Here is a 14,088-nt window from a genome sequence, read left to right on the forward strand (position 1 = left end):
TGCCCAAGGTCTGGCTTTCCTCTGTGCGCTGTACGCTCAGTTGAGGGCCGGTGTAGGATGCCCGCCGTTTGGCGCCTGCCAACCCTTCCCTCGTTCCACACCTTTTGGAACCCGAAATAGCTATGTCATCGCGTAAATTTGGACTCAATCTGGTGATAGTGCTGGCCATTGCCGCGCTGTTCACTGGTTTCTGGGCGCTGATCAATCGCCCGGTCTCGGCCCCCGACTGGCCGGAACAGATCTCCGGTTTTTCCTACTCGCCTTTCCAGCAGGGCCAGTTCCCGCAGAAGGAGCAGTACCCGTCCGACGATGAAATGCGTCGTGACCTGGAGATCATGAGCAAGCTGACCGACAACATCCGTACCTATTCGGTGGACGGCAGCCTGCAGGATATTCCCAAGCTGGCGGAAGAGTTCGGCCTGCGCGTGACCCTGGGGATCTGGATCAGCCCGGACCTGGAGCGCAACGAGCGGGAAATCATGCGCGCCATCGAACTGGCCAACAGCTCGCGTAGCGTGGTGCGGGTAGTGGTGGGCAACGAAGCGATCTTCCGCAAGGAAATCACCGCCGACCAGTTGTCGGTGATTCTCGACCGGGTCCGCGCTGCGGTGAAAGTCCCGGTCACCACCTCGGAACAGTGGCACGTCTGGGAGGAACACCCGGAGCTGGCCAAGCACGTCGACCTGATCGCCGCGCACATCCTGCCGTACTGGGAGTTCATCCCGGTGGACAAGGCCGAGCAGTTCGTCCTCGATCGCGCCCGCGACCTGAAGAAGATGTTCCCGAAAAAGCCGCTGCTGCTGTCCGAAGTGGGCTGGCCGAGCAACGGCCGCATGCGCGGTGGCGCCGACGCCAGTCCGGCGGACCAGGCGATCTACCTGCGCACCCTGGTCAACAAGCTCAACCGCCAGGGCTACAACTACTTCGTCATCGAAGCCTTCGACCAGCCGTGGAAGGCCAGCGACGAAGGTTCGGTGGGCGCCTACTGGGGCGTGTTTAACGCCGCGCGCCAGCAGAAATTCAACTTCGAAGGCCCGGTAGTGGCGATCCCGCAATGGCGGGTGCTGGCCATCGGCTCGGTGGTGCTGGCGCTGCTGTCGCTGACCCTGCTGATGATCGACGGCTCGGCCCTGCGCCAGCGTGGCCGCACCTTCCTGACCTTCATCGCCTTCCTCTGCGGTTCGGTGCTGGTGTGGATCGGCTACGACTACAGCCAGCAATACAGCACCTGGTTCAGCCTGACCGTGGGCTTTCTCCTCGCGCTCGGTGCGCTGGGGGTGTTCATCGTGCTGCTCACCGAGGCCCATGAGCTGGCCGAGGCGGTGTGGATCCACAAGCGGCGGCGCGAGTTCCTGCCGGTGGAAGGCGACTCCAGCTACCGGCCGAAAGTCTCGATCCACGTGCCGTGCTACAACGAGCCGCCGGAGATGGTCAAACAGACCCTCAATGCCCTGGCCAACCTCGATTACCCGGACTTCGAAGTCCTGATCATCGACAACAACACCAAGGATCCGGCGGTCTGGGAGCCGGTGCAGGCCTATTGCGAGACCCTGGGCCCGCGCTTCAAGTTCTTCCACGTCGCGCCATTGGCCGGTTTCAAGGGCGGTGCGCTGAACTACCTGCTGCCGCACACCGCCAAGGATGCCGAAGTGATTGCGGTGATTGACTCCGACTACTGCGTCGACCGCAACTGGCTCAAGCACATGGTGCCGCACTTCGCCGATCCGAAGATCGCCATCGTGCAGTCGCCCCAGGACTACCGTGACCAGAACGAAAGCACCTTCAAGAAGCTCTGCTACGCGGAGTACAAGGGCTTCTTCCATATCGGCATGGTCACCCGCAACGACCGTGACGCGATCATCCAGCACGGCACCATGACCATGACCCGGCGTTCGGTGCTGGAAGAACTCGGCTGGGCCGACTGGTGCATCTGCGAAGACGCCGAGCTGGGCCTGCGCGTGTTCGAGAAAGGCCTGTCGGCGGCGTACCACCACGAAAGCTACGGCAAGGGCCTGATGCCCGACACCTTCATCGACTTCAAGAAGCAGCGCTTCCGCTGGGCCTATGGCGCGATCCAGATCATCAAGCGCCACACCGCCAGCCTGCTGCGTGGCAAGGACACCGAGCTGACCCGTGGCCAGCGCTACCACTTCCTGGCGGGTTGGCTGCCGTGGGTGGCGGACGGCATGAACATTTTCTTCACCGTCGGCGCCCTGCTGTGGTCGGCGGCGATGATCATCGTGCCGCAACGGGTCGACCCGCCGCTGCTGATCTTCGCGATCCCGCCGCTGGCGCTGTTCGTGTTCAAGGTCGGCAAGATCATCTTCCTCTACCGCCGGGCCGTGGGGGTCAACCTCAAGGATGCGTTCTGCGCGGCCCTGGCCGGCCTGGCCTTGTCCCACACCATCGCCAAGGCGGTGCTGTACGGCTTCTTCACCAGCAGCATCCCGTTCTTCCGCACCCCGAAGAACGCCGACAACCACGGCTTCTGGGTAGCCATCTCGGAAGCCCGGGAAGAGTTGTTCATCATGCTGCTGTTGTGGGGCGCGGCGCTGGGGATCTTCCTGGTGCAGGGCCTGCCCAGCAACGACATGCGCTTCTGGGTGACCATGCTTCTGGTGCAGTCGCTGCCCTATGTGGCGGCACTGATCATGGCGTTCCTGTCGTCACTGCCAAAACCTGCGGAACACCCCGAGCCGGCTCCAGCCGCCTAAATCGATGCAAAGCACTAAACGGCGGCCTCAGGCCGCCGTTTTGCTTTAAGATATCCGCCATTTTGCGCGCCCCGCCCAACCCTGTAGGCGCTGGCTGACCAGCGAACCACGCGACGCGGTGTAACCAGTAAACCGCCATCGCCGGCCAGCCGGCTCCTACACAATGCCTTGCACCGGAGTTCCCCATGACGGCCCCTGCCGAGCTTTCGCCGACCCTGCAACTTGCCTGTGATCTGATCCGTCGCCCCTCGGTGACGCCGATCGACGCCGACTGCCAGAAGCTGATGATGCAGCGCCTGGGGGATGCCGGCTTCAAGCTGGAACCGATGCGCATCGAGGACGTGGACAACTTCTGGGCCACCCATGGCCAGCATGACGGCCCGGTGCTGTGCTTCGCCGGCCACACTGACGTGGTGCCCACCGGCCCGGTCCAGGCCTGGCAGAACGATCCGTTCGAAGCCCTGATCGATGAACACGGCATGCTGTGCGGCCGTGGCGCGGCGGACATGAAAGGCAGCCTGGCCGCCATGCTGGTGGCCGCCGAGCGCTTTGTCGCCGACTACCCGGACCACAAGGGCTCGGTAGCCTTCCTGATCACCAGCGACGAAGAAGGCCCGGCGCACCACGGCACCAAGGCGGTGGTGGAACGCCTGGCGGCACGCAAGGAGCGCCTGGACTGGTGCATCGTCGGTGAACCTTCGAGCACCAGCCTGGTGGGCGATGTGGTCAAGAACGGCCGCCGCGGCTCCCTCGGCGCCAAGCTCACGGTCCGCGGGGTACAGGGCCACGTGGCCTACCCGCACCTGGCCAAGAACCCGATCCACCTGGCAGCTCCGGCCTTGGCGGAACTGGCGGCCGAACACTGGGACGACGGCAATGCCTTCTTCCCGCCCACCAGCTTCCAGATTTCCAACCTCAATTCCGGGACCGGCGCCACCAATGTGATCCCGGGGGATCTGGTGGCGGTGTTCAACTTCCGCTTCTCCACCGAATCCACCGTTGAAGGCCTGCAACAACGGGTTGCAGCGATCCTCGACAAGCACGGCCTGGACTGGCACGTGGACTGGGCCCTGTCCGGCCTGCCGTTCCTCACCGAACCCGGCGCCCTGCTGGACGCGGTCTCGGCCAGCATCAAGCAAGTCACAGGTCGCGAGACCCAGGCGTCCACCAGCGGCGGCACGTCCGACGGGCGCTTCATCGCCACCCTGGGCACCCAGGTGGTGGAATTGGGCCCGGTCAACGCCACCATCCACCAGGTCAACGAGCGGATCCTGGCCAGCGACCTGGATGTGCTGACCGAGATCTACTATCAGACTCTCGTCAAGTTGCTTGCCTGATGCTTGCCTGTCCTCTTTGCAACGCACCGCTGAACGCCGTGGACAACGGCGTGGTCTGCCCGGCCGGGCATCGCTTCGACCGTGCCCGCCAGGGCTACCTGAACCTGCTGCCGGTGCAGCACAAGAACAGCCGTGACCCGGGCGACAACCAGGCCATGGTCGAGGCCCGCCGCGACTTTCTCAACGCCGGGCACTACGCCCCGGTGGCCCGGCGCCTGGCAGAGCTGGCGGCAGAACGCACGCCCCAGCGCTGGGTCGACATCGGCTGCGGCGAGGGTTACTACACCGCGCAGTTGGCCGACGCCCTGCCCGACGCCGACGGCTACGCCCTGGATATTTCCCGGGAGGCCGTGAAACGCGCCTGTCGTCGCGCGCCGCAACTGACTTGGATGGTCGCCAGCATGGCGCGCATCCCGTTGGCCGATGCCAGCTGCCAGTTTCTCGCCAGCGTCTTCAGCCCCCTCGACTGGCAAGAGGCCAAGCGCCTGTTGAGCCCGGGTGGCGGCCTGATGAAAGTCGGCCCTACCAGCGGCCACCTGATGGAGCTGCGCGAACGCCTGTACGACGAAGTGCGTGAATACACCGACGACAAGCACCTGGCCCTGGTGCCGGAGGGCATGGCCCTGGCCCACAGCGAAACCCTGGAGTTCAGGCTGCGCCTGGAACGCCCGGAAGATCGCGCCAACCTGTTGGCCATGACGCCCCACGGCTGGCGCGCCAGCGCCGAACGCCGGGCCGCAGTGATCGAGCAGGCCGAGCCTTTCGAGGTCAGCGTGTCGATGCGCTACGATTACTTCGTGCTGCAATAACACCCTACTTAACCCAACGACCGCGGGCATGGGCCCGGGGTCGAAGAAATCCGCGAATGGATTTTTCAGACCGGCAATGAGGACATCCATGCGCCAGCCCGATATCGAGATTTACCTGAAAGACGCCGACGTCGACTACAAGGCCATCGCCACCTGGCTCGGCGCCGTGCTCGGCCCGTGCAGCGACTGGGTGCAAAAGGGCCAGACCTACAAATGCACCGCAGGCTCAGTACCCGTGACCTGGCTGCCCAAGGCCGTGGGCAAGTGGAACAGCCTGTACCTGGAAAGCGACCAGACTCCGTGGGATGACGACATTGCCTGTGCCCGCGCCGCCTTTGCCGCGCTGAATGTGGAAGTGCGCTGCGCACCGGGCAGTTGGGTCGAGGAAGAAGGTGAAGAGACCGCCGATCGCTGGATTCGCATCAGCACCGACGGCGAAGAAGAGATTACCTGGCGCACTGCCTGAACAGCGCAATCCGGTAGGAGCCGGCTTGCCGGCGAAAAGGCTCCTGAGCCTTGCATCGTCAGCGCCTCCTTCGCTGGCAAGCCAGCTCCTGCTGGGTTGGTTACAGGCCGACGACGTCTTCGGCTTGCAGACCTTTCTGGCCTTCGACCACGGCGTATTCCACCTGCTGGCCTTCGGTCAGCGAACGGTGGCCTTCGCCACGGATCGCTCGGTAATGGACAAACACGTCCGCCCCACCTTCACGCTGGATAAAGCCGTAGCCCTTGGCGTCGTTGAACCACTTCACGTTGCCGGTCTCACGAGTAGTCATGAATCCACACCTCATTTTTTTATTATTGGCTGGGCGCACTGCGACCCTGCCTTGAGAACTTTCCCTCGAGCTGCCTCTCTATGACTGGAGGCAATACGACCGCGGGAGAGTCGGCCGAGTATATGACAGGCGTAAAAACTCTCAACTCAATCTTGTTTGGGTGCTTTTTTGCCGATTTTCGGCGAATCCGGCACACTACCGGCCCCGAGCAGGTGCTCGGTTTTGATTTCTTATTCACTCACGCAGAAGCCGTATGACCCGCTCCCCGATCCGTCGTCTTGTGTTTGGCACCTTGCGCCGCCTGCTGTACCTCTGGGTGCGCTCGGAAACCATCAACCAGTCGTCCTTCACCCTCGACCTCGACCGCAGCCGGCCGGTGTTCTACGTCCTGCAAAACCCATCCCTGACTGACCTCGCCGTGGTCGATACCGAATGCACCAAGGCCGGCTTGCCACGCCCGGTACTGCCGGTGTCGGTGGGCAACCTGCTGGAGCCCGCGGCGTTCTTCTACCTGACCCCGGAACCCGACTGGCTCGGTCGCCAGGACAAACGCGGCGCACCGCCAACCCTGACCCGACTGGTCAGCGCCCTGACCCAGAACGCTGCCGAAGATGCGCAGATCATTCCGGTCAGCGTGTTCTGGGGCCAGTCCCCGGACAGCGAGTCCAGCCCCTGGAAACTGCTGTTCGCCGACAGTTGGGCAGTCACCGGGCGCCTGCGCCGGCTGCTGAGCATCATGATCCTGGGGCGCAAGACCCGGGTGCAGTTCTCCGCGCCGATCAACCTGCGGGAACTGATCGAGCACAACAAGGGGCACGAGCGCACCGTGCGCATGGCCCAGCGCATCCTGCGGGTGCACTTTCGCAACCTCAAGGCCGCGGTCATCGGCCCGGACATTTCCCACCGGCGCAACCTGGTCAAGGGCCTGCTCAACCAGCCCCTGGTGAAACAGGCGATCCTCGACGAGGCCGAGCGCGAGAAGATCTCCCCGGAAAAGGCCAAGGCCCAGGCCCTGCGCTACGGCAACGAGATCGCCTCGGACTACACCTACACTGCAATTCGCTTCCTGGAAGTGGTGCTGAGCTGGTTCTGGAACAAGATCTACGACGGGATCAAGGTCAACCACCTCGAAGGCGTACAGAAAATCGCCCAGGGTCACGAAGTGATCTACGTGCCCTGCCACCGCAGCCATATCGACTACCTGCTGCTGTCCTACCTGCTGTTTCGCAACGGCCTGACGCCGCCGCACATCGCCGCCGGGATCAACCTCAACATGCCGGTAATCGGCAGCCTGCTGCGCCGCGGCGGGGCCTTCTTCATGCGCCGCACCTTCAAGGGCAACCCGCTGTACACCTCGGTGTTCAACGAGTACCTGCACACCCTGTTCACCAAGGGTTTCCCGGTGGAGTACTTCGTCGAAGGCGGCCGCTCGCGCACCGGGCGCATGCTGCAACCCAAGACCGGGATGCTGGCCATCACCCTGCGCAGCTTCCTGCGTTCCTCACGCATGCCCATCGTCTTCGTGCCGGTGTACATCGGCTACGAGCGGGTCCTGGAAGGCCGCACCTACCTGGGCGAACTGCGCGGCGCGAGCAAGAAGAAGGAGTCGATCTTCGACATCTTCAAAGTCATCGGGGCCCTCAAACAGCGCTTTGGCCAGGTGGCGGTGAACTTCGGCGAACCGATCAAACTGGCGGAATTCCTCGACCAGGAACAACCGGACTGGCGCACCCAGGAGCTGGGCCCACAATACCGCCCGGCCTGGCTCAACGAAACCACCAACCGCCTGGGCGAGCGAGTGGCCCAGCACCTCAATGAAGCCGCGGCGATCAACCCGGTGAACCTGGTGGCCCTGGCCCTGCTGTCCACCAGCCGCCTGGCCCTGGACGACCGAGCCATGGCCCGAGTCCTGGACCTGTACCTGGCGCTGTTGCGCCGCGTGCCCTACTCGCCCCACACCACCTTGCCGGAAGGCGACGGCCAGGCGCTGATCCAGCACGTCAAGGACATGAACCTGCTGGCCGAGCAGAACGACGCCCTGGGCAAGATCCTCTACCTGGACGAGCAGAACGCCGTCCTCATGACCTACTACCGCAACAACGTGCTGCACATCTTCGCCCTGCCGGCACTGCTGGCGAGCTTCTTCCAGAGTTCGTCGCGCATGAGCCGCGAACAGATCCTGCGCTACACCCGCGCGCTGTATCCCTACCTGCAGTCGGAGCTGTTCATTCGCTGGTCCCTGGAAGAACTGGACGGCGTGGTGGATCAATGGCTGGAGGCATTCGTCGAACAGGGCCTGCTGCGCTTCGAGAAAGACCTGTACCTGCGCCCGGCGCCCAGCTCGCGGCATTTTGTCCTGCTGACCCTGCTGTCCAAGAGCATCGCCCAGACCCTGCAGCGCTTCTACATGGCCATTTCCCTGTTGCTCAACAGCGGCCAGAACAGTATCAGCGCCGAAGAACTGGAAGACCTGTGCACGGTCATGGCCCAGCGCCTGTCGATCCTGCATGGCCTCAATGCCCCGGAGTTCTTCGACAAGAGCCTGTTCCGCCACTTCATCCAGACCCTGCTGGATCAAGGCGTGCTGCGCCGCGACGAAGCCGGCAAGCTGAGCTACCACCCACTGCTGGGGGAACTGGCCGAGGGCGCAGCCAAACGGGTGCTGCCGGCGGAGATTCGCCTGTCGATCCGCCAGGTCGCCCTGCACCGCAGCGAAGATGCCGCCGACCAGCTCGCGGCACCGGCGCAAAGCGACTAGATTCTTATCGGCGCCGCAGAACCTGCGGCGCCCTCGATACGGAGATCCGTCATGAAAAAACTCACCCTGCTGGCAGCCACTGCGCTGCTTGGAGCCTGCCAGGCCATGCAACCCGCAGCCAAGGCCAGCCTCGACGGCGAAGTCTTCTATCTGCAACGCATCGCCCTGCCGCCTACCGCCACCTTGAGCGTGAGCCTGCAGGACGTCTCCCTGGCGGACGCTCCGGCGGTGGTCCTGGCCGAGCAGAGTGGCCCGGTCAAAGGCCAGGTGCCGCTGCCCTTCCACCTCAGCTACGACCCGGCCCAGGTCAAGCCCGGCCACCGCTACGCGGTCAGTGCGCGGATCGAACTGGACGGCAAGCTGATGTTCATCACCACCGAACACAACGGGGTCAACCTCGACGGCAAAGATCCCCAGCCGTTGAAACTCCGTGTCGACGCTGTACGTTAATTTTCATTGCCCAAGGAAGCCGCCATGCTCCGTACCTCGCTCCGTTTCACCAGCCTGTGCGCTGGCCTGCTGATCTCCGCCAGTGCCCTGGCCCTGTCCCTGAGCGACCTGTCCCAGGGTGACGCCAGCGGTGGTCTCAAGGACGCCCTGACCCAAGGCGCACAGATCGCCGTCAAACAGCTGGGAACACCCGGCGGGTTCAGCAACAACCCTGATGTGCGTATCGAACTGCCGGGCAACCTCGGCAAAGTCGCGAATAAAATGAAACAGTTCGGCATGGGTGATCAGGTCGATCAGCTGGAAACCAGCATGAACAAGGCCGCTGAGGCCGCCGTGCCGCAAGCGCAGGCACTGCTGGTGGACGCGGTGAAGAAGATGACCGTGGCCGACGCCAAGGGCATTCTCGCCGGTGGCAAGGACTCCGCCACCCAGTATCTGGACAAGAGCAGCCGCGAACAGATCCGCGCCAAGTTCCTGCCTATCGTCAAGCAAGCCACCGATCAGGTCGGCCTGGCCAAACAGTACAACTCCTTCGCCGGCCAGGCCGCGACCCTGGGTGTGCTGGATGCCAAGAGCGCCAACATCGAAAGCTACGTGACCGAGCAAGCCCTCAATGGCCTGTTCGAAATGATCGGCAAGCAGGAAGAAACCATTCGCCAGAACCCGGCCGCTGCGGCCACCAGCCTGGCCAAGAAGGTCTTCGGCACCCTCTGATCCGCCCTACGGCCTTGCCCACTGTTTAGCGGGCAAGGCCGCGAATGTCGGCGAAAGTACAGCAGGTTGCCCTGACGGTGCAGGTCCCATTGACTCTTGGGCAAGCCCCGCAGCTCCTACTGAAGGCAGACTCCCTGGCTAGGGGGCAGCCCCCGGATGAAATGCCAGAGCTGGCGGTCCGGCCATGGCGCCCCCTGCGGCCTGCTGTTCATTGACGACCTTGCGCTCCAGGCCTGCTCCCCCTAAGTCCCAGGCAACAGATGTTCGAAGAGCACGCTGCCCAATTGCTGGAAAACCTGCACTGCGGAAAAACCAGGCCGGGTAATCTCTACCCGGCCCAGGTTGATGCCTTGCGAGTTGCCCGGATCAGTCCTTCCTGACCCGGAACCAGGCCGCATACAGCGCTGGCAGAAACAGCAGGGTCAAGACCGTGGCAATAATCAGGCCGCCCATGATGGCCACCGCCATCGGCCCGAAGAACACACTGCGCGACAGCGGAATCATCGCCAGTACCGCCGCCAGGGCAGTCAGCACGATGGGACGGAAACGCCGCACAGTGGCTTCGATGATCGCATCCCAGGGACGCAGGCCAGCCTTGATGTCCTGTTCGATCTGGTCCACCAGGATCACCGAGTTGCGCATGATCATCCCGGACAGGGCAATGGTGCCGAGCATGGCCACAAAGCCGAAGGGCTGGCGGAACACCAGGAGGAACAGGGTGACCCCGATCAGCCCCAGGGGCGCGGTGAGGAACACCATGGCGGTGCGCGAAAAACTGCGCAGCTGAATCATCAGCAAGGTCAGCACTACCACGATGAACAGCGGCACGCCGGCCTTCACCGAGTTCTGGCCACGGGCCGAATCCTCGACAGTGCCGCCCACCTCCAGCAAGAAGCCGTCCGGCAGTTCGGCACGGATCGGCTCCAGGGTCGGCAGAATCTGCTGCACCAACGTCGCCGGTTGTTCCTTGCCGTAGATATCGGCACGCACAGTGACGTTGGGCAGGCGATTGCGGTGCCAGATCACCCCTTCCTCGAAGCCGTACTCCAGGGTCGCGACCTGGGACAGCGACACGCTCTGCCCGTTGTCGGTGGGCACTGCCAGGCTTGGCAGCAAGGCCAGCTCTGTGCGCTCCTGCTGGGTTCCGCGCAGGAGAATCTCGATCAGTTCGTTGTCCTCACGGTACTGGCTGACGGTGGAACCGATCAGCGAGCTCTGCAGGAACTTCGACAGGTTGGCGGTGCTGACACCCAACGCCCGAGCCCGGTCCTGATCGATATTCAGGTAGACCACCTTGCTCGGCTCCTCCCAGTCCAGGTGAACGTTGACCACATGGGGGTTCTCCCGCACCTTGGCCGCCACCTTGCGCGCCAGGGCGCGAACCTCCTCGATGTGCTCACCTGTGACCCGGAACTGCACCGGGTAACCCACTGGCGGACCGTTCTCCAGGCGCGTGACCCGAGAGCGCAAGGCCGGGAACTGTTCATTGAGGGTCGCGATCAGCCAACTGCGCAGGCTCTCCCGCTCCTCGATGGTCTTGGCCAGCACCACGAACTGGGCAAAGCTGGTGGCCGGCAGTTGCTGGTCCAGCGGCAGATAGAAACGCGGCGAACCGGTCCCCACGTAAGCCACGTAGTTGTCGATGCCTGGGTGGTCCTTGAGCATCGCCTCCAGGCGCTTGACCTCATCGGCGGTGTTGCTCAGGGAAGCACCTTCGGCCAGTTTCAGGTCGACCATCAATTCCAGGCGGCCCGAGGCCGGGAAGAACTGCTGCGGGACAAAACGGAACAGCATCACCGAACCGACGAACGCCAGGATGGTCAGGACGATCACGGTCTTGCGCCGCTCCACGCACCAGCCCACCACCCGGCGCACGCGCTGGTAGAAAGGCGTGCCGTGGGGATTGGACTCGGCGCCGTGCTTGGCGGCGTGGATCTTGGCCAGGTCCGGCAGGAGCTTTTCCCCCAGGTAGGGAACGAAGACCACGGCGGCAATCCACGACGCCACCAGGGCAATGGTCACCACCTGGAAGATCGAGCGGGTGTACTCGCCGGTGCCGGACTGGGCCGTGGCAATCGGCAAAAAGCCCGCTGCGGTAATCAGGGTGCCGGTGAGCATGGGAAAGGCGGTACTGGTCCAGGCAAAGCTGGCGGCCTTGATCCGGTCGAACCCCTGCTCCATCTTGATCGCCATCATCTCCACCGCAATGATCGCGTCATCCACCAACAGCCCTAACGCCAGCACCAGCGCGCCCAGGGAAATCTTGTGCAAGCCTATCCCCAGGTAGTACATGGTGGCGAACGTGATCGCCAGCACCAAGGGAATCGCCAGAGCCACCACCATGCCGGTGCGCACACCCAGGGAGAAGAAACTCACCAGCAGGACAATGATCAGGGCCTCGGCCAGCACCCGGACAAACTCGCCGACCCCGGTTTTCACCGCCGCCGGCTGATCGGACACCTTGCGCAACTCCATCCCCGCCGGCAGGCTTTTCTGCAGGCGGGAGAACTCGCCTTCCAGGGCCTTGCCCAACACCAGGATGTCGCCGCCGTCCTTCATCGCCACGGCCAGGCCGATGGCATCTTCCCCCATGAAACGCATGCGCGGTGCCGGTGGATCATTGAAGCCGCGACGCACATCCGCCACATCACCGATGCGGAAGGTGCGATCGGCGACCCGGATCGGGAAATTGCGGATCTGCTCCACCGTCTGGAAGTTGCCGGATACCCGCAATTGCACCCGCTCGCTGGGGGTCTCGAAGAACCCCGCAGTGGACACCGCGTTCTGCTCCTCCAGCGCCTTTTGCACCGCTGCCAGGGGCAGGCCCAGGGTTGCCAGCTTGACGTTGGATAGCTCGATCCAGATCTTTTCGTCCTGCAGGCCCAGCAGATCGACCTTGCCCACGTCCTTGACCCGCTGCAGCTGGATCTGGATACGGTCGGCATAGTCCTTGAGCACGGCGTAGTCGAAGCCCTGCCCTGTCAGCGCATAGATATTGCCGAAGGTCGTACCGAATTCATCGTTGAAGAAGGGTCCCTGGATGCCCGGCGGCAGGGACTGGCGAATGTCACTGATCTTCTTGCGAACCTGATACCAGAGTTCGGGAATCTCGTTGGAGTGCATCGAATCCCGGGCAATGAAGGTCACCTGGGATTCCCCGGGGCGGGAGAAGGAAACGATGCGATCGTACTCGCCGGTTTCCATGAGTTTCTTTTCAATGCGCTCGGTGACCTGGCGCGACACTTCCTGGGCCGTGGCCCCCGGCCAGTTGGTGCGGATCACCATGGCCTTGAAGGTGAAAGGCGGGTCTTCGCTCTGGCCCAACTTGGTGTAGGACAGCGCACCGACAATGGCCAGCAACAGCATCAGGAACAGGACGATCTGGCGATTGCGCAACGCCCATGCAGAAAGGTTGAAACCCATCGGGGACTACTCCTTGACCGCCAGATTGACCACACGGTTGGAGCGATCCACCGGGCGCACCTGCAAGCCCTCATGGAGCACATGCACCCCGGCTGCCACCACCCAATCGCTGGCGCTCAAACCTTCGAGCACCGGCACTGTCTTCTCACCGAAGGCACCGACCCGTACCGGCGTCTTGTGCAAGGTGTTGTTGGCATCGACTCGCCAAACGTAGGTCGCGCCCCCTTCGGCAGTCAGCGCCGACAACGGCACCGACAGCGACAGCGCATCAGCGCTCTGGATGAACACCCTGGCGCTCTGGCCCAACTCCGCCGGAACCTTGCCGGCACTGAAGGCAATGCGTGCGGCAAAGGTCCGGGACTTGGGATCGGCAGCCGGGGACAGCTCGCGGATGCGCCCGTCGAAACGTTGGCCCGGCTGGGTCCAGAGTTCCACCGAGACTGGCTGGCCGACCTTGAAGCGACCGTAGTTCTGCTCGGGGAAGCTGATCAGCACCTCACGCTCACCGTCAGTGGCCAGGGTAAAGACCGTCTGCCCGGCCGCCACCACTTGCCCCACTTCCACTGCGCGCTTGGCTACCACGCCATCCTGCGGGGCACGCAGCACGGCATAACCGGCCTGGTTGTTGGCCACGTCGAACTCGGCCTTGATCTGCTTCAGGCGTGCTTCACCAGCACGGTAGAGGTTTTCGGCGTTGTCGTATTGGGAATGGCTGACCATCTGCCGCTCCAGCAGGGTCTTGTAGCGATCACGCTCGGCGCGCACCAGATTGAGGTTGGCAGTGGCCGCCGTGACCTGGGCCCGAGTGGCCTCCAGTTGCAGGCGAACATCCTGGGGATCGAGTTCGGCCAGGGGCTGATTGGCCTTGACCCGCTCGCCCTCCTCCACCAGTCGTCGACTGACCTTGCCACCGATACGAAACGCCAGGTCGGGTTCGTAGCGGGCTCGCACCTCGCCCGGATAACTGTCCGAAACCCGCGCCGAAGGCTCTGGCTGGACCACCATGGCCGGTCGGACGCCAATTTGAACGGGCTCTTCGTGCCCACAAGCAGACAGAAAAAAAGCCAGGCTGACTGGCAAGGCATAGCGGAACATGGCGGCGACCTT

At 63.5% G+C, this 14,088-nt stretch carries 10 protein-coding genes; 7 read left to right on the forward strand and 3 right to left on the reverse strand.

Annotated features, from left to right (window positions below; all coding sequences use genetic code 11):
• Nucleotides 1–122 precede the first annotated feature (122 nt).
• The 4 genes from Q8O96_RS12690 to Q8O96_RS12705 all read left to right on the forward strand — a co-directional run bounded on the left by Q8O96_RS12690 (nt 123) and on the right by Q8O96_RS12705 (nt 5,326).
• Nucleotides 123–2,714 carry a glycosyltransferase gene (locus tag Q8O96_RS12690; protein WP_250329140.1) on the forward strand — a complete coding sequence of 864 codons (2,592 nt, stop codon included), beginning with the start codon at nt 123–125 and terminating at the stop codon, nt 2,712–2,714.
• Nucleotides 2,715–2,899: 185 nt separating this feature from the next.
• Nucleotides 2,900–4,051 carry a succinyl-diaminopimelate desuccinylase gene (gene dapE, locus Q8O96_RS12695; RefSeq protein ID WP_305948901.1) on the forward strand — a complete coding sequence of 384 codons (1,152 nt, stop codon included), beginning with the start codon at nt 2,900–2,902 and terminating at the stop codon, nt 4,049–4,051.
• The gene (locus Q8O96_RS12700; RefSeq protein ID WP_102861353.1) at nt 4,051–4,860 is read left to right on the forward strand and encodes a putative RNA methyltransferase; all 810 of its coding nucleotides are present in this window, start codon (nt 4,051–4,053) and stop codon (nt 4,858–4,860) included. Before dapE ends, Q8O96_RS12700 begins: the two co-directional genes overlap by 1 nt.
• Nucleotides 4,861–4,948: 88 nt before the next feature.
• Nucleotides 4,949–5,326, forward strand: a complete 378-nt coding sequence (locus Q8O96_RS12705; protein ID WP_102861352.1) for a hypothetical protein — start codon at nt 4,949–4,951, stop codon at nt 5,324–5,326.
• Between the two features lie 100 nt (nt 5,327–5,426).
• On the opposite strand, the gene Q8O96_RS12710 is transcribed toward Q8O96_RS12705, so the two are convergent.
• Nucleotides 5,427–5,636, reverse strand: coding sequence for a cold-shock protein (locus Q8O96_RS12710; protein WP_011059510.1), 210 nt, complete (start codon nt 5,634–5,636; stop codon nt 5,427–5,429).
• A 253-nt stretch (nt 5,637–5,889) separates the two neighbouring features.
• On the opposite strand from Q8O96_RS12710, the gene plsB reads away from it, so the two are divergent.
• From plsB to Q8O96_RS12725, 3 genes are read left to right on the forward strand one after another with little or no spacing between them, the layout of a single operon-like run.
• A complete protein-coding gene (gene plsB / locus Q8O96_RS12715) occupies nt 5,890–8,394 on the forward strand; it encodes a glycerol-3-phosphate 1-O-acyltransferase PlsB (protein WP_102878541.1) in 2,505 nt (834 codons plus the stop codon).
• A gap of 51 nt (nt 8,395–8,445) precedes the next feature.
• Nucleotides 8,446–8,844 carry a YbaY family lipoprotein gene (locus Q8O96_RS12720; protein WP_305948902.1) on the forward strand — a complete coding sequence of 133 codons (399 nt, stop codon included), beginning with the start codon at nt 8,446–8,448 and terminating at the stop codon, nt 8,842–8,844.
• Nucleotides 8,845–8,868: 24 nt separating this feature from the next.
• Nucleotides 8,869–9,558, forward strand: coding sequence for a DUF4197 domain-containing protein (locus tag Q8O96_RS12725; RefSeq protein ID WP_305948903.1), 690 nt, complete (start codon nt 8,869–8,871; stop codon nt 9,556–9,558).
• A gap of 366 nt (nt 9,559–9,924) precedes the next feature.
• On the opposite strand, the gene Q8O96_RS12730 is transcribed toward Q8O96_RS12725, so the two are convergent.
• Both Q8O96_RS12730 and Q8O96_RS12735 read right to left on the reverse strand, forming a co-directional pair.
• Nucleotides 9,925–12,981, reverse strand: coding sequence for an efflux RND transporter permease subunit (locus tag Q8O96_RS12730; RefSeq protein WP_110596471.1), 3,057 nt, complete (start codon nt 12,979–12,981; stop codon nt 9,925–9,927).
• Between the two features lie 6 nt (nt 12,982–12,987).
• Complete coding sequence (locus tag Q8O96_RS12735; RefSeq protein ID WP_102878537.1) at nt 12,988–14,076, reverse strand: efflux RND transporter periplasmic adaptor subunit; 1,089 nt, start codon at nt 14,074–14,076, stop codon at nt 12,988–12,990.
• Nucleotides 14,077–14,088: the final 12 nt, after the last annotated feature.

The sequence above is a fragment of the Pseudomonas sp. LPH60 genome (genome assembly GCF_030718165.1).
GTDB classification, from domain to species: Bacteria; Pseudomonadota; Gammaproteobacteria; order Pseudomonadales; family Pseudomonadaceae; genus Aquipseudomonas; species Aquipseudomonas danubii.